The sequence below is a fragment of the Desulfosoma profundi genome (assembly GCF_055387865.1).
The window spans coordinates 714,071-730,501 of sequence record NZ_AP042420.1 but is presented as its reverse complement, the minus strand read 5'-3'; the positions used below and the strand labels follow the sequence as shown (position 1 = coordinate 730,501).

The window sequence follows — 16,431 nt, the reverse complement described above, 5'->3', positions numbered from 1 at the left end:
TACGGGGCGGCAATGAGAACCCGGCCGAACGCGGCGGCCTTTGAGGCGAAGATTTACCGGGCGGCCACGGATTTTTTCTTATTCCAAAACTTAGGGTATCCGCGGGAAGCCGCCTTGGAATGGGTGGGCAATCGTTTCACTCTAGCCCGCCCTGAACGGGATGTCCTGCGTCGTGGGGTGTTTTCTCTTCAGAGCGCTGCACGTCGTCTGGCCAAGCGGGTTCGTGGGGAAGGGTGGGCGCTGCAACCCCTGTGGGTGGACGGGCACAATGTCCACATCACTTTAGAAAGTGTTTTCCTCGGCCGAGACCTGGTCTTGGCCAACGATGGAGCCTTACGTGATGTGGCGGCTTTGTCCCGGAGCTATCGATTCTCCCCCGTGACCGAGAACGTTGTGGCGGCCGTTTTTCGGTTTTTGGAAGAATTTCCTCCGGCGCGTGTCTTTTTTCTGTTCGATGCCCCGATGAGTCGAAGCGGCGAGCTGGCGGCACGGTACAAACATTGTCTCAGGCACACCGGTCTCGCCGGAGACGCTCGCGCTGTTCCTGTGCCGGAAAAGCATTTCCCTCGATCGGGCGCCGTCATCGCCTCGAGCGATTATGCCGTCCTGGATGCCAGCCCTCAATGGATGGATTTGGCCCGGTGGGTCATGGATTTTATGGGTTTGACGTTTTCCGGCTTCGATTTTCGGTCGCTTGGAGTGGCTTGAGGCATCATTTATCCAGGGTCATTTCCTCAAGATGTTGGAAGAGGCAGGGGGTCGCCGAGGGGGATACGGCGACCCTAAGGTCCCGGAGTGTCCATATCCGAGCTTCCAGAAGGCGTTCGGCTCGTCCAACACAAGCCCATGTCTTGGCTTTGCGAGCGCATCTCCCGACGTTTTCCTCAAACGAGTGGAAGATGCGGGAGGGACCGACGGAGAACCCGCGGTTCCGGACCACTACGGCAGGCCGGTATTTGTCCAAGGGGATTTCAAGGCCCGGGCGTCTCCAAAAAGCTCTGAAAGGTTGCCGGGACGACGCCCTTCTTGCTTACAGAGCGCTCGTGTGATAGGCAGGCGCTGTGACGACGCAACAGCCCGATGGCTCCGCCTCCAAGGCGGCGCATCAGACTATATCCGACGAAAGGCAGACGATTCATGGCGGTGATAGCTCCTTTTCGAGCGCTTCGATACAATCCTGAGCAGGTCGGCGATCTCGGCCGTGTGATCACCCCTCCGTACGACATCATCAGCCCAGAGGAACAAAACGCTTTTTACGACATGCATCCCCATAACATGATCCGTTTGGAATTGGGCAAAACCACAGCCCAGGACACGGAGCAGGACAACGCCCATACGCGGGCTGCGCAGTACCTCGCTCAATGGAGCCGTGAGGGAGTTCTCGTGCGAGAGGCCACCCCGGCCTTCTTTTTGTACGAGCTGGAGTATCCTCTCGGGGACGTGCGCAAAACCCGGAAAGGTTTTTTTGGTTTGTTGCGTTTGGAGGAATTCGGCAAGGGGTGCGTGCGGCCCCATGAACGTACTTTTCAAAAAGTGAAAGACGAACGGTTTGCTCTCATGGTGCGATGCCAGGCACATCTGAGCCCGATCTTCGTTCTGTTCAGCGATGCCGACGGAGGCGTTCGCGCGCTTCTGACCGACCACATGGGCCGGGAGACGGTGCTGGAGTGCCGCGATACTCAAGGGAATTGGCATCGGGTTGCCCGTATGGCCGAGCCAGCGATGGTGCGACGCCTCCAGGATCTTATGGGCGACAAAGACATTTTCATCGCCGACGGTCATCACCGCTATGAAACGGCGCTGAATTTTCGGCGCCTCATGATGGAAAAGTACCCCGATGCTTCACCCCAAGCTCCTTTTCACTATGTGCTCACCTACTTTTGTCCCATGGAGGATGACGGTCTTGTGGTGTTGCCGACCCACCGTTTGCTCCCACGGATTGATGCCCAATCGGCGCAGGAGCTTTTGGGAAAAGGCCGGGCGTTTTTCCGGGCTGTCTCATTTCCCATGAGCGACGCGGGCCGGAAAGCCTGGCATGAGACACTGGAAGCATCGCGTGCCCGCAAGGAGACGGCCATCGGCTTTGTTTGTCACGGCCGGGAGGCTCATTGGGTGCTCCATATCGAAAGAGACGCTGCACGATCTTTTCTTTCGGAGAAAGGTTTTCCGAAAGTTCTGCAGGATCTGGATGTGGTCGTCGTCGATCACCTTTTGCTTCGGGGCCTCTTGAATCTGGATGACGCCTATCTGTCCGACGCGGAGAATATCCGCTTCAGCCACGATCGAGACGAAGCATTGGCTGCCGTGGCCTCTGGGGAGGCCACCATGGGATTTTTCGTTAACCCCACGCGGGTCGATCAGGTGCGGGACGTGGCGCGCGCCGGATTGATCATGCCGCACAAGGCGACCTATTTCTATCCCAAGGTCTTCAGCGGGTTGGTAATGCACCCTATTGATCCGAAAGAGGCGGTGACAGCTCCGGCGGCATGACAGGTCGACCTCGCCGGCTTCCTCAACCCCGTGCGGATGAGACCTTGTCGGGGGAGGATTCGTGAGGACGGACGAAGTGCCTGGGATTTTGAACAACGAGGGGACGGTGCCACCGGGATCCAGTGGCGAACAGGAGGAGATCACCTGCGACCGTCTTTTCGGGGATACCCTGTGCCTATACCAGGACCGGCGTGGGTACCGTTTTTCCATTGATGCGGTGCTTCTGGCGGGTCTGACGCACGTTAAGGCGGCGGACCGCATCATGGAACTGGGCACAGGGTGCGGGGTCGTCCTTTTGTCCATGGCGGTGCGGGGACTCGGCACTCACTGGGAAGGGGTGGAAATTCAAGAGCGATTGGCCCGGTTGGCTCGGCGGAATGTGGAAGCCAATGGATTGTCGCACCAGGTCTTCATCCACGGCATGGACTGGAAAGACGTGGCAAAGGTTTTTCCTCCGGGGGGATTTGACCTGGTGGTTTCCAATCCGCCCTATCGCCGCCTCAATGCAGGGCGAATCAATCCCCACCCTCAAAAAGCTGCGGCACGCCATGAACTTGCCGGCGCGGTCCAGGACATGTTCCATGCGGCCGTGCACCTGCTCAAGGGTGGAGGACGATGCGCCGTGATCTACCCGGCATCCCGTTTGGACGATCTCATGGTGGCGGCCGTGGACGCCGGATTGCGCCCCAAACGGCTCACCCTGATCCACTCCCACGCCAAGGCCCCGGCGACCTTAGTCCATATGGAATGCGGCAAGGGTGTCGGGCAGGAATTGCATGTGGCGCCGCCTTTTTTCATCTATGAAAAGATCGGCCGCTACACGCCGGCGATGGCTCGTCTTCACGCCGGCTTTGCGGCGGTCGCGGAACAGGACTGACCAAGAGCACAAAGGAGAGCGTTTATGGATTTAGGCTTGAAGGGGAAGGTGGCCTTTGTGGCCGGGGCGAGTCAAGGCTTGGGCAAGGCGGTCGCCATGGAATTGTGCCGCGAAGGGGCGAAGGTGGCCATTTGTGGTTTGGACGATCCGGAACTGCCCAAAGCCGTGGAAGAGATTGCCGCGGCGACGGGGAGCGAAGTCATCGGTGTCCCCGCGGACGTCACGGTGTCGGAGCAAGCCCGAGATTTTATTCGTAAGGGATTGGACCACTTCGGCACCGTGGACATTTTGGTCAATAACGCCGGGGGGCCGCCATCCAAGACTTTTCTCGAAATTGACGACGATCTCTGGCACTTCGGCTTCCGGCTTAACCTGCTGAGCACGATCGTCATGACCCGAGAGGCTGTCCCGGTGATGATGGCCAAACGGTGGGGTCGGATCATCAATATGACCTCCGTGTCGGTCAAACAGCCCATCGACGGACTGATCCTTTCCAACACCATCCGATCCGGCGTGGTGGGCTTGGCAAAGACATTGTCCAATGAACTGGCGCCGTACAACATCACGGTGAACAACGTCTGTCCCGGCTACACGCTGACCGAGCGGGTTCGGAGCCTCGCCGTGGTAACTGCGCAAAAGGAAGGAACCACACCCGAGAAGGTCATCGATCGGTGGCGGGCGACAATTCCCATGGGCCGGCTGGGAACTCCTGAAGAATTTGCGGCCCTGGTGACCTTTCTCGCTTCGGAAAGGGCCGGCTACATCACGGGAGCGTCCATCCACATTGACGGCGGGTACTACAAAGGGGTGATGTGAAAGGACAGGCCATGAACAGGCGGCGGGTGCGTATCCGTTCCGTGGGGCGATATCTTCCGGAACGGAAGCTGACCAATCAGGATTTGGAAAAGATGGTGGACACCACCGATGAGTGGATTCTCACCCGGACAGGAATCCGCGAAAGACGCATCCTGGAGCCCGGCCTGGGGTGCTCGTACATGGCTTCGCGGGCGGCTCAGGAATGTTTGGATCGCGCGGGGGTGGCTCCTTCGGAAGTTGACGCCATCATTGTGGGGACGGTCACGCCGGACATGTTCTTCCCGTCCACGGCGTGTTTGGTCCAACGGATCATCGGCGCCGACAAAGCCTGGGGCTTCGACCTGTCGGCGGGATGTTCCGGGTTTATTTTTGCCATGACCACCGGGGTCCAGATGATCGAGTCGGGCCGGTATGACAAGGTGCTGGCCATCGGGGCCGATGTCATGAGCACCATCATCGATTATACGGATCGCAACACCTGTGTTTTGTTCGGGGACGCCGCCGGTGCCGTGCTTTTGGAACCCTGCGACGAAGACGGCTACGGAGTCTTGGACTTCATCCAAAGGATTGACGGAATAGGGGAGCCGCATCTCCACATGAAAGCCGGGGGTAGCCGACGCCCAGCCAGCGAAGAAACCGTGAAGGCTCGGGAACACTACGTGTATCAAGAGGGCAAAAAGGTCTTCAAGTTCGCCGTGACGGAGATGGCCGATGTGTCCGTAAAAATCCTGGAGCGCAACGGCCTTTCGGGCAAGGATGTCAAAGTGTTCATTCCGCACCAGGCCAATCTGCGGATCATCGAAGCCTGTGCCCAACGCATGGGTTTGAACATGGACCAGGTGATCATCAACATCGACCGCTATGCCAACACCACCGCTGCCACCATTCCTCTTTGCCTCTATGAAGCTACCGTGGAAAAGAACCTTCTGGATAAAGGCGATTATCTGGTCATGTCGGCTTTCGGCGCCGGATTTACCTGGGGCAGCATCCTCATGCGGTGGATATAAAAAAGGGGGCGTTCAGCCCCCTTTTTCTACAATCCGGCTCTCTGGAGGAATCCCTCCCACCGGTCGTCGATGGCCTTCTGAAAGGCCGCCATTTGTTCCGGGGTCATTTTTTTGAATCGCCCTTGAGTCCTCAAATAATCTGCTACGGGGCGCTTGCGCCGGGTTTTGGCAAGATTCAGGCTTTTCCCCGTGAGTCGGAAAACACCGTCTTCCAGTTCGTAAAGGACGACCACACCGGTTTCCACGGCAAGTCGGCCGATTTTAACGGTTTCCCGTGTCGGGAAGCCCCATCCTGCGGGGCAAGGCACGGAAAGGTGGATGAAGCGTGTCCCCTGGATATGACGGGCTTTCTTAAATTTTTCGTACAAGTCCATCGGGTAGGAAGAACAGGTTGTGGCCAGGTAGGCCGGATGGTGGGCCTCCATGATCTGGATGAAATCTTTCTTGGGCTGTTCCTTGGGCTGCACCGGGGTGGTCGTGGTGATGGCCCCGGACGGTGTAGCACTGGAGCGCTGCACGCCTGTATTCATGTAGGCCTCATTGTCATAGCAGACGTAAATGAAATTGGTTTGCCTCTCGGCCGCACCGCTCAGGGCCTGAATGCCCATGTCGAAGGTCCCGCCGTCGCCGGCCATGGCCAACACCACATAGTCTTCTTTACCTAGGGCTTTGAGTCCTGCGGCCAACCCGGAGGCCGAGGCGGCGGTGCCGCCGAAGACGTTATTCACGGCGTTCACCAAAACCGGCGTTTTGGGATACATGCCGTGCAAAATGGTCAGGCAACAAGCCGGCAGGGTCACGATGGTTTTGGGACCCAGCGCTTTCAGGATGTGCCGATAGGCGATGGGGAGGCCGCATCCGGCACAGGTTCTCGTGCCGGGAAGAATATATTCTTTTTCCGGGAGATCCATCAGAGTGGTCGCCATGACGTGTCCTCGTCCTTAAATCTCGTTGGAGAACCAAACCGAGTGTTTCGGAGCCTCTTCGTGATCACTGTATGTCAGGGTTTGGCGGGCGATCTCACAGAGATCCGTGGGTTTCACGTCTTTGCCCCCAAGACCGACGATGTAGTTGACGGCAATGGGCTGGCGGCCGTTCAAGCCGTAGAGCGCCGCTTTGATTTCCGTGGCCACCGCGCCCTCCAGGCCGTAACTGATGGCTTTTTCCACTACGGCCAGCCGAGGCACCCGATGAACCGCCTCGCGAACGGCCATAGTAGGGAAAGGACGATAGACGCGCAGGCTGACCACCCCGGCCTTGATCCCGTGCTCCCGTAAAATGTCGCACGCCTCGGAGGCCTCGCTACCCAAAGAGCCCATGGTGACGAACAGAATGTCGGCATCGTCCGTTCGGTACCGATAAAGCGGGTCTTCATAGCTTCGGCCGAAACGGGCGCCGAAGTTCCGGCCTTCTTCCGCGATGACATCCAGAGCCGATTCCAGCGTTTCCTGAAGGCGGCGTCGGATGCCCATGTAGCCGGGGCAGGGCCGTCCATCGGCTCCGGGAATCGGATCCGTCAGCACCACGGGATTAATGTTCACGGGCCGCGCAGGGTCCAAGTGGTAAGCCGGTGTAAACGGCGGCAAATAGGCATCCACAGCCTCCTGATCGGGAACATCGACCGGCATCATGGTGTGGGAAAGCCTGAAGCCGTCAAAGCACACCATCACCGGCACCAACAACCTTTCGGCCACCTTGTAGGCGAGGATCACCTGATCGAGAATCTCCTGATTGTTCAGGCAATAAAACTGCATCCACCCGGTGTCTCTCTGGGCGATGCTGTCCTGCATATCGTTCAAAATGGTCCACGGGGCACCCAAGCCTCTGTTGGTCACGGGCATAACAATGGGCACACGCGCCCCCGCCGCCCAGTGAAGCTGCTCATGCATATAGGCCAAGCCGTTGGCGGCCGTAGCGGTGAAAGCGCGGGCCCCGACCAGGGATGCGGAAATGCACACTCCCATGGCCGAATGTTCGCTCTCCACGCGGACGAATTCGGCGCGCAGTTCCCCGCTCTCCACATACTCGGCAAGGACTTCAGGAATTTTGGACTGGGGTGTGATGGGATAGGCGGCAATCACCTGAACCCGGCACAGCTTTGCCGCCAAGGCCGCTGTTTGATTTCCCGTAAGAATTTTTGTTGCCACCTTATTGCAAACCTTTCATTGCGCTCTGCGGGATGTGGGTCCTCAAACCGGACTGCTTCGAAAGAGTTTTTCACATAACGACGTGAACGTTGCAAGTCAATGGGAATCATTCGTCCGGATCAGTGCAAGATGTCTATGTCAGAAAGAAGTCTTGCGGAGACCGTACGGGGATAGTGTGCTCGCCGTCTGCTGATCTCCGAAGAGGTTCGGCCGTTGTGGGCCAGCAAGGCGGATATTTTGGGCATCGTGGTGGAGCGGTTCCGTGAGCTGACGTTCAGATCGTGGCTGGGAAAGATCTTTTGTCGCCGCTGGGAACGAAGCTTATGCTGTTGGCATGTTCCGATGATCTGACGAGTCAGGGGATGCCTGGGGACGGCCGGTGCACGCAGGGAGAGGGTCGTTCCACACGAGAAGCACAATCCAGGCAGGTGAGGACGGTTTGGCGCATGGAAAAGCCTAAAGAGACCGTGAGCCCCGACGGACTTTTTCGAAGATTCGTGAATCCTGGAGATTGGGCCTCTAAAGAAAGCTATGGTGCTGCTGAACATCTAGTGGTTCTGCTGACCCTTTATGCTATAGAGGCATTCTGTAACATTTTTACCGAAAAGGCGCATCTTTTATGCTTCTGGACGGCGCATCCCAATTCCACCGGCCGGGCGCCTTTTTCTTAAGGGCATAGGGCCGTGTCTCCTGTCTTGAGACGGCAGGCGCATCGGTTCGGCCGTCTGAAGGTCAGCCCCGCCGTTTCATTCCAAGGATTCAGGTTTGGCACTAGGCCAAGCGACATCCCTGCAGCTGATGTCGTCGTTCCGAGGATTCAGGTTTATCGTGATGTGACATCACAGGGCTCTATTGTCCTTGCAGGGGCGACCCACTGGATCGCCCGGAGAGCCCGCGCCGGCCTGATGCCGTAGGTCCGAGCGATTTGGGGCCGGCACCCCGGCCCCCCTTGGGGTGCGGGCGCAATACGCGCAAGCCCAAGGGCGTCCCCCGACTGTGCTGTTCTCTGAGGATTCGCGCCAACCCAGGTCGGGCACAAAGGCACCCCCCGACAGGGTCTGTGCGCGGAACCGGATTTGATTCCAAATCAGAAGCACAAAACAACAGAGCGATGGTAGGGATCGTAAAGATTCAAGGGTCTTTTCAAAAGGGCAGGAGAGAAAAAGAGTGAGAGCCGGCGCTCATGGAGCATGAGCCACGAGGGCGGCTCTCCTTGTCATCCCGGAGGATTGTGCGACTTATTTGGCCTTGGACGCGCGCTTGGACGCCTTCAGCGGATTGATCTTCACTTGCTGTGTGGTCACAGGCGCCTTCACATGGGTCGCGAAATTGCAATGCCCTGTTTTCCACTTAACGCTGGGATTGGGATAGCTGGCACAGAAACGCCCTGCCGGGACCTGAACGATCCGCTGGCATCCTTCGCACTGTTCCACCACCTGATGGCAAGAGCCCCCGTTGTACCCACAGCCCGTCTTGGTCATGAAGGCGCAGTCCGTCCCCGCCTTCACCGTTTGACAAATCATGGCGATCACCTCCATTTTTTATCGTGGTTGGCCCCAAAATCGGCGTAATACTACTCATGAAATTCCGACTGTCAAGCCTGATGGCCCTGTTTTTTTAAAGCTCTAAAAAATTTTTTTGAGGTGATTTAAAAATCCCAAGGACCGGAGTCTTTCGAGCTTCTCCAACCAGCCCGCTTGTCTGGGAATGGACGTCAAAAGGCGTTAAAGTTTTTTTGAGAAAGGGCGATTTCATGAGAGAGAGATCTAAAGGATAAACGACGCCGGAGCGCGGATGATCAATTGCCAATGATGACGAGCGGGGACCTACAGGACAGATCGGCGGATCGGCCTTCGCTGAAACGGAACAAGATCGGTCAGCTTCTGCTGGAAGCGGGGCTCATCGCGCCGCAGGACCTCGAGCGCGCTTTGCAGGAGCAGAGCCGCAACGGGGAGCGGCTGGGGTCCATTCTGATACGGCAGGGGATCATCGATGAAAAGATTCTGACGGAGTTTTTGGCCAAACAGTTCCGGGTCCCGATCGTCAATCCCGCACGGTTGACGGTCTCCAAAGATGTCCTGAAGATTGTCTCACCTCAGGTGATGCAGAAGTACCAGGTGTTCCCCATCGGAATGACCGGGTCCACCCTGCATGTGGCCATTTCCGACCCGGGGAATTTGTTCGCCATCGACGATCTGCGCTTCATCACCCGGAAAAACATACGCGTGCATGTGGCTCCGGAGAGCCTCATTAAGAGAGCTTTTGAAGCGGTGCACGCGGCGGGGGCCGAAGAAAACCTCGAAGCGGTCATGGGGATGATCCGCGAAGAGGCGGACGTCGACGTCGTCGAATCGTCTCAGGAGATTGATCTCGCCAATTTGGAAAATGCTGCGGGTGAAGCCCCGGTAGTCAAGCTGGTCAATCTCATCCTCTTGGATGCGATCCGCAAGAAAGCCAGTGACATTCACGTGGAATGCTACGAAAAGGTCATGCGAGTGCGGTATCGCATCGATGGGCTTCTGTACGAAGTGATGCGTCCGCCCTACCAGCTGCGAAATGCCATCATTTCGCGGCTCAAGATCCTGAGCCGTTTGGACATCGCGGAACGTCGGCTGCCCCAGGATGGTCGTATCAAGCTCAAGAGCAAAAGCGGCGAGATGGAATTCCGTGTCTCCGTCCTGCCGACTCTCTTTGGGGAAAAAGTGGTTCTGCGCCTTCTGGACAAATCCAATCTTCAGTTGGACATGACCAAATTGGGCTTCGAACCCAAGCAACTGGATCTTTTTCGCGAAGCCATCTACCGGCCCTACGGCATGGTGCTCGTGACGGGTCCGACAGGAAGCGGGAAAACCACGACGCTTTACAGTGCGCTTTCCGAATTGAACAAGATCAGCCATAACATTTCCACCGCGGAAGATCCGGTGGAATTCAGCCTGCCCGGCATCAACCAGGTGCAGGTCCATGAAGCGATCGGATTGAATTTTGCCGCTGCTCTGCGGTCCTTTCTCCGCCAGGATCCCGACATCATCATGGTGGGCGAAATCCGCGATTTCGAAACGGCGGAAACCGCCATCAAGGCGGCGCTCACCGGCCATTTGGTCCTGAGCACGCTGCATACGAATGACGCGCCGAGCACAATCAACCGCCTCCTCAATATGGGTATCGAACCCTTTTTGGTGGCTTCCGCTGTCAATTTGGTTTTGGCGCAGAGGCTTGCCCGGCGGGTGTGCCCGGAATGTCGAGTCGCGGAAGACATCCCCCCTGAAGCCTTAATAGATCTAGGTGTCCGTGAAGAGGATGTGGGCACGTTTGTGTGTTACCGCGGTCGGGGTTGCCCGGCGTGTTCCAATACGGGTTATCGGGGTCGAATCGCCCTCTATGAAGTCATGCCCGTGACCGACGAGATTCGCGATCTCGTCTTGGTGGGGGCTTCGGCATCGGAGATCAAACGGGAAGCCATCCGCCTAGGGATGCTCACATTGCGCCAGAGCGCCATCAACAAGCTCAAGCAAGGGATCACCTCGGTGGAGGAAGTGCTTCGAGCGACGGTGAAAGACTAGGGAGTCCGCCATGCCGGAATTTGTTTGGAAAGGGGTCAATCGCAAAGGAGAGAAGGTTCAGGGAGAAATCGAGGCCGACAACATTACCATTGCGCGCCAGCTGTTGGAGCGTCAGGGCCTTGCCTTGAAATCCCTCAAGCCCAAGCCCAAGGACCTTCTCGAATACATTCCTGTCCTTCAGGAAAAGGTTAAAGAAAAGGACCTGGTGCTGTTTACGCGCCAGTTTTCCACCATGATCGACGCCGGGCTGCCCATCATCCAATGTTTGGAGATTCTTCGGGATCAGACCATCAACAAAGCGCTTCGCAAGGTGCTTCGAGTCCTGAAAAAGGATGTGGAAGAGGGGGCCACCTTTTCCGAAGCGCTTCGAAAGCATCCCAAGGTCTTCGATGCGCTTTTTGTCAACCTGGTGGCGGCGGGGGAAGCGGGCGGCATCCTGGATGTGACTTTGACACGGCTCGCCGCCTATCTGGAAAAAGTGGCCTCGCTCAAGAAAAAAGTCCGCGGCGCCATGACCTATCCGGCCATTGTCGTGGCCATTGCGTTCATCGTCATTGCGGTGATCCTCATCTATGTGATCCCGGTCTTTGCCGGACTTTTCAAGGACGCGGGAGTGTCTCTGCCCGCCATGACCGTGGTGGTGATGACGATCAGCGATTTCACCAAAAATTACTTTCACTGGATGATCCTGGGTGCCGTGATCCTCGGTTTTCTCTTCCAGCGCTTTCGCCGGACCTCGCGGGGACGGGACATCACCGACCGCATCTTTCTCAAGCTGCCCGTCTTCGGCATCTTGCTGAAAAAGGTGGCCTTAGCCCGGGTGACGCGCACCTTGGGGACCATGTTGGGCAGCGGGGTTCCCATCTTGGAGAGTATGGAACTCGTCGCCGCCACCGCGGGAAACACCGTGGTGGAAAAGGCCATCCGAGATGCTCAGCAGGCCGTGGCCCAGGGAAAGACCCTGGCGGAACCTCTCAGTGAAAGCGGTGTCTTTCCGCCCATGGTGGTCCACATGGTTTCCGTCGGGGAAGCGACAGGGGCTTTGGACAGCATGTTGTCCAAGGTGGCCGATTTTTACGACGAGGAAGTGGACGCCACCGTGGAAGCGCTGACGTCTCTTTTGGAACCCATGCTGATCGTCTTTCTCGGGGTGACCATCGGCGGGCTTTTGGTGGCCATGTACATGCCCATTTTCCAGCTGGCGGACGTCGTGTCCCGGGGCAGTTGAAATCAGGGACGAAGCGGTCAGGAACGATGAAGGCGTTGCATGCCGCAGAGGCGGACGAAGGGAGCGCCGGGTTTCAGCGCAAGGTCTATACGCATCTGGTGTTGAGGCTCCTTGCAGGGGTCTTTATCCTGGCGGTCACTGTACTTTTTCAGCTCCGTTTGTCTCGGGACATCTTCGAACCGTCCCTTGGGCCGCTTTACGTTTTTGCGGCCGTCCTCTTTTTCGTGACTTTGTTGAGCGCCTTGGTGCTCCGGTCGGTGCACCGTCATGGAGTTTTTGCCGTCGCCCAGTTCCTCTTTGACGTCCTGGCCGTAACATTCCTGGTGTATCTTACGGGAGGCGTGACCAGCCCGTTTGCATTTCTTTACATGGCCGTGATCATGGCGGCGGCCGTCTTGTTCCAACGCCGTGGGAGCCTCTTTGCGGCATCCGCGGCAACCATTGCCTACGGAACCCTTTTGGACCTCCAATACTTTGGATGGGTCAGCCCCATTCCCTTCATGGGGCGGACCATGCCGCAAGCTTCCAGCGGAGTGTACTTTTATACGATTGTGGTGTCCGCTGGAGCGTTTTTTCTCGTGGCGTTCATCAGTGGCTATCTGGCGGAGGAACTCCAAAAATCTGCGCGTCTTTCGGCGCAAAAAACCAGGGATCTGAAACGTCTCGAATCTTTTTACCGCCGGCTTGTGGAAAACCTAGGGGCCGGGCTCATGACAATGGACGCTCGGGGAACCATCACCTATGCCAATCGAGCTGCCCGGAATTTGCTGGGTGCGGCTGAGATGCGCCTCGAGGGGCAGCCTCTTGTGCACTGGCTTCCAGGATTGAAAGAAAACCCAGATCTGAGCGGTTCAACGCCGGGATCTATGGACGAGTGGGGACGGGGCGGCATTGTTTCTTCCGAAATGTCCTCCGCCGTGGAACCATTGGACGCGTCGGAACACGGCCCACCCGAGCAAGGCGAAGACAATGCTCAGGGTTTGCCTCCTGTCGGGACGCCAAAGACGGAAATGTCCAGTGCCGCCCAAGCGATGGAGATCGTTCAGGAGTTGCCCGACGGCGAAAAAAGATCCTTCGTGGTGACTCTGTCCAGACTGGACAGCTTAGAGTGCGAGGACCAGAAGGCGGAGCGCGTCATCGTGTTCCAGGATCAAACCCTGCTTAAAGCCCTGCAAGAGCACATGAGACGTTTGGAGCAGTTGGCCTTTGCCGGGAAAATGGCCGGGGAGATCGTCCACGACATCAAGAATCCCTTGGCGGCCATCAGCGGCGTGGTCCAAATGATGGAAGCGCAGTGGGAAGGGGACGAGGTTTCCCGACGCCTGAAGGACATCCTCGTTCGAGAAATCGAGCGCCTGAACAGTTTGGTTGGGCGTTTCCTCTGGATTGCTCGGGAAGGCAAAGCCTCCGAGCGTCCGGAGCCGGTGGGTGTGGCCGAGACGGTTCGACACGTGGTGGAGGCGCTGACCATGAGCAAACATTTGTCGGCTCGACACCGCGTCCATCTGGATGTGTCGGAAAGCCTCACTGTCCATATCGTCCCTCGCCATCTTTTTCACATCTTGTGGCATCTTGCGGCCAATGCCGCCGAAGCGTGTCCCAACGGGGGGCATATCCAGATTGCCGCCCGAGAATACACCGACGGCTCCGGCCGCCCGGGCGTGCTCCTCAAAGTGTCCGACAACGGGCCGGGGGTCCCGGCGGACATGGCCAAAAAAGTGTTCGACCCCCTCTTTTCCACCAAGGAAGGCCACTTGGGGTTAGGCTTGAGCTTGGTCTGTCGTTTGGTGGAGGAGGCAGGGGGATGGGTGCGCATCGGCTCCTCCGTCGCCTTCCCCATGTGTGTGCGTGTCTTTTTCCCCAAAGCCTGATTTTCCTCTTGCCAAGATGAAATCCCGTGATTATATAGCACTCGTTTTGAGTGAGTGCTAATAAGGCCTCGGCTTGATCGTTCAAAAAAATCATGGACTTGTCGGGAAAGGAGAAGGATGTATGAAGCTTAGACCGCTGAACGATCGTGTGGTCATCAAGAGGGTTGAGGAAGAGGAACGGACGGCCGGTGGGATCATCATTCCCGATACGGCCAAAGAAAAGCCCATTCAGGGGGAAGTCATCGCCGTCGGCAGCGGCAAGCTTTTGGAGGACGGCACGCGGCGGCCCCTGGACGTCAAGGCGGGCGATCGGGTTCTTTTCAGCAAGTATGCGGGCACCGATGTGAAAGTGGAAGGCGAAGACCTGCTGATCATGCGTGAAGACGACATTCTGGCCATCATCGAAAAGTAAAAGGCAGAGCTAAGGAGGACGCATCTCATGGCAAAGCAACTCATTTACGATACCAAGGCCCGGGAAGCCCTGCTCAAGGGTGTCAACGCGCTGGCGGACGCCGTCAAGGTCACCCTGGGGCCTAAAGGGCGCAATGTGGTCATCGAAAAATCTTTCGGCGGTCCCACGGTGACCAAGGACGGCGTGACCGTGGCCAAGGAAATCGAACTGCCCGATAAGTTTGAAAACATGGGCGCACAGATGGTCAAGGAAGTGGCCAGCAAGACCAGCGATGTGGCCGGCGACGGGACGACCACGGCCACCATCTTGGCGCAGTCCATCTATTTTGAAGGATCCAAGCTGGTGACGGCGGGAGCCAACCCCATGGCGTTGAAGCGCGGCATCGAGAAGGCCGTCAAAGTCGTCGTCGACGAATTGAAAAAGATCAGCAAGCCCACCAAGGACCAAAAAGAGATCGCCCAGGTCGGCACCATTTCCGCCAACAACGACCCCACCATCGGGAACATCATCGCCGAAGCCATGAACAAGGTGGGCAAGGAAGGTGTCATCACGGTGGAAGAAGCCAAGGCCATGGAAACCACTTTGGAAGTGGTGGAAGGAATGCAGTTTGACCGCGGCTACATTTCGCCGTATTTCGTCACCGACCCGGAAAAGATGGAAGTCGTCCTGAACGAACCCCTCATTCTCGTCAATGAAAAGAAGATCAGCAGCATGAAAGACCTGCTGCCCATTTTGGAACAGATCGCCAAAATGGGTCGGCCCCTTTTGATCATCGCCGAAGATGTGGAAGGGGAAGCCCTAGCCACATTGGTGGTGAACAAACTGCGCGGCACGTTGCAGGTCTGCGCCGTGAAGGCTCCGGGCTTCGGCGACCGCCGCAAGGCCATGCTGGAAGACATCGCCATTTTGACCGGTGGTCAGGTCATCAGCGAAGAAAAGGGCATCAAGCTGGAAAGCGTGACCCTGAAGGATCTCGGGAGCGCCAAGACGGTCCGTGTGGACAAGGATAACACCACCATCGTGGACGGCGCCGGCGATCGCAAGGCTTTGGAAGGCCGTGTGCGTCAGATCCGCACGCAGATTGAAGAAACCACCAGCGACTATGACCGGGAAAAGCTCCAGGAACGGCTGGCGAAGCTCGTGGGCGGTGTCGCCGTGATCAGCGTTGGGGCGGCCACCGAAACGGAAATGAAGGAAAAGAAAGCCCGCGTGGAAGACGCGCTGAATGCGACGCGTGCGGCCGTGGAAGAAGGCATCGTCCCCGGCGGTGGTGTGGCTTACCTGCGCTGCCTCAAGGCTCTGGACGACCTGAAATTGGAAGGTGAAGAACAACAGGGTGTGAACATCGTCCGGCGCGCTCTGGAAGAACCGGCCCGCCAGATCGCCAATAACGCCGGCGAAGAAGGTTCCGTGATCGTGCAGAAAATCAAAGCCGGCGAGGGCGCCTTCGGCTTCAATGCGGAAACCGGCGAATTCTGCGATCTGTTTGAAGCCGGTGTCATCGATCCCACAAAGGTGACCCGGTCCGCCTTGCAGAATGCGGCCAGCGTGGCTTCGCTCATGCTCACCACGGAGTGCATGGTGGCGGAACTGCCCAAGGAAGAAAAGCCGGAAATGCCCGGTGCGGGTGCCGGCATGGGCGGCATGTACTAAAAGGGCGTGTTCGGGAACACCGTTCCCGAACCGTGGAGCATCGCTTGAAGGCCTCCCCGAACGGGGAGGCTTTTTTTGCTCTTTCGGGACTTCCATGTGGATGCGGACGTGTCTATCCATGTCAAGGCCCCCGGTGCGGCTCTGACGGAACCCTTAATCCTTCCGGTGTGTCCGTCCCGCCAATGGGGCGGCCACGGGGGGCCGCCCCTACACATGAATCGTTGGGGCGTGCCAGAGCTCATATGGCACCCCCAGAAATGAACACCCTGACGGGGTGCCTTGCACTCGTAGGGGCAGGCCCCTGTGCCTGCCCGAACGTCGCGCCCATGTCAGCCCGAATGTCACCCCCGCGCGGGGATTGTCGGGGTGA

14 protein-coding genes are annotated in these 16,431 nt (G+C 57.7%); 11 read left to right on the top strand and 3 right to left on the bottom strand.

Annotation, left to right across the window (positions count from 1 at the left end; translation table 11 throughout):
* Positions 1-12: 12 nt before the first annotated feature.
* The 5 genes from ACZ5K9_RS03205 to ACZ5K9_RS03185 all read left to right on the top strand — a co-directional run bounded on the left by ACZ5K9_RS03205 (position 13) and on the right by ACZ5K9_RS03185 (position 5,190).
* Positions 13-708: a DUF434 domain-containing protein gene (locus tag ACZ5K9_RS03205; RefSeq protein ID WP_464272981.1), complete on the top strand. Its 696-nt coding sequence runs from the start codon at positions 13-15 to the stop codon at positions 706-708.
* Between the two features lie 429 nt (positions 709-1,137).
* On the top strand, positions 1,138-2,490 hold the full coding sequence (locus ACZ5K9_RS03200) for a DUF1015 domain-containing protein (RefSeq protein ID WP_464272980.1): 1,353 nt from the start codon (positions 1,138-1,140) through the stop codon (positions 2,488-2,490).
* Between the two features lie 61 nt (positions 2,491-2,551).
* Positions 2,552-3,367, top strand: a complete 816-nt coding sequence (locus ACZ5K9_RS03195) for a tRNA1(Val) (adenine(37)-N6)-methyltransferase (protein WP_464272979.1) — start codon at positions 2,552-2,554, stop codon at positions 3,365-3,367.
* A gap of 24 nt (positions 3,368-3,391) precedes the next feature.
* Positions 3,392-4,183 carry an SDR family oxidoreductase gene (locus ACZ5K9_RS03190; RefSeq protein WP_464272978.1) on the top strand — a complete coding sequence of 264 codons (792 nt, stop codon included), beginning with the start codon at positions 3,392-3,394 and terminating at the stop codon, positions 4,181-4,183.
* An 11-nt stretch (positions 4,184-4,194) separates the two neighbouring features.
* Positions 4,195-5,190, top strand: a complete 996-nt coding sequence (locus ACZ5K9_RS03185) for a beta-ketoacyl-ACP synthase III (RefSeq protein ID WP_464272977.1) — start codon at positions 4,195-4,197, stop codon at positions 5,188-5,190.
* A gap of 26 nt (positions 5,191-5,216) precedes the next feature.
* Here ACZ5K9_RS03185 and ACZ5K9_RS03180 read toward each other — a convergent pair whose 3' ends face one another.
* Positions 5,217-6,116, bottom strand: a complete 900-nt coding sequence (locus ACZ5K9_RS03180; protein WP_464272976.1) for a thiamine pyrophosphate-dependent enzyme — start codon at positions 6,114-6,116, stop codon at positions 5,217-5,219.
* 15 nt (positions 6,117-6,131) lie between these two features.
* Positions 6,132-7,337 carry a transketolase C-terminal domain-containing protein gene (locus ACZ5K9_RS03175; RefSeq protein ID WP_464272975.1) on the bottom strand — a complete coding sequence of 402 codons (1,206 nt, stop codon included), beginning with the start codon at positions 7,335-7,337 and terminating at the stop codon, positions 6,132-6,134.
* Positions 7,338-7,783: 446 nt separating this feature from the next.
* Here ACZ5K9_RS03175 and ACZ5K9_RS03170 point away from each other — a divergent pair, with 446 nt between their 5' ends.
* On the top strand, positions 7,784-8,008 hold the full coding sequence (locus ACZ5K9_RS03170; protein WP_464272974.1) for a hypothetical protein: 225 nt from the start codon (positions 7,784-7,786) through the stop codon (positions 8,006-8,008).
* 567 nt (positions 8,009-8,575) lie between these two features.
* Here ACZ5K9_RS03170 and ACZ5K9_RS03165 read toward each other — a convergent pair.
* Complete coding sequence (locus tag ACZ5K9_RS03165) at positions 8,576-8,860, bottom strand: PxxKW family cysteine-rich protein (protein ID WP_464272973.1); 285 nt, start codon at positions 8,858-8,860, stop codon at positions 8,576-8,578.
* A gap of 285 nt (positions 8,861-9,145) precedes the next feature.
* Between ACZ5K9_RS03165 and pilB the strand changes: the two genes are divergently transcribed.
* The 5 genes from pilB (at position 9,146) to groL (ending at position 16,061) form a co-directional block, all read left to right on the top strand.
* On the top strand, positions 9,146-10,897 hold the full coding sequence (pilB, locus tag ACZ5K9_RS03160; RefSeq protein WP_464272972.1) for a type IV-A pilus assembly ATPase PilB: 1,752 nt from the start codon (positions 9,146-9,148) through the stop codon (positions 10,895-10,897).
* Between the two features lie 10 nt (positions 10,898-10,907).
* Positions 10,908-12,125 carry a type II secretion system F family protein gene (locus ACZ5K9_RS03155; RefSeq protein ID WP_464272971.1) on the top strand — a complete coding sequence of 406 codons (1,218 nt, stop codon included), beginning with the start codon at positions 10,908-10,910 and terminating at the stop codon, positions 12,123-12,125.
* A gap of 26 nt (positions 12,126-12,151) precedes the next feature.
* Positions 12,152-13,996 carry a two-component system sensor histidine kinase NtrB gene (locus ACZ5K9_RS03150; RefSeq protein WP_464272970.1) on the top strand — a complete coding sequence of 615 codons (1,845 nt, stop codon included), beginning with the start codon at positions 12,152-12,154 and terminating at the stop codon, positions 13,994-13,996.
* Positions 13,997-14,117: 121 nt separating this feature from the next.
* Complete coding sequence (groES, locus tag ACZ5K9_RS03145; RefSeq protein WP_464272969.1) at positions 14,118-14,408, top strand: co-chaperone GroES; 291 nt, start codon at positions 14,118-14,120, stop codon at positions 14,406-14,408.
* Between the two features lie 27 nt (positions 14,409-14,435).
* The gene (gene groL / locus ACZ5K9_RS03140) at positions 14,436-16,061 is read left to right on the top strand and encodes a chaperonin GroEL (protein WP_464272968.1); all 1,626 of its coding nucleotides are present in this window, start codon (positions 14,436-14,438) and stop codon (positions 16,059-16,061) included.
* Positions 16,062-16,431: the final 370 nt, after the last annotated feature.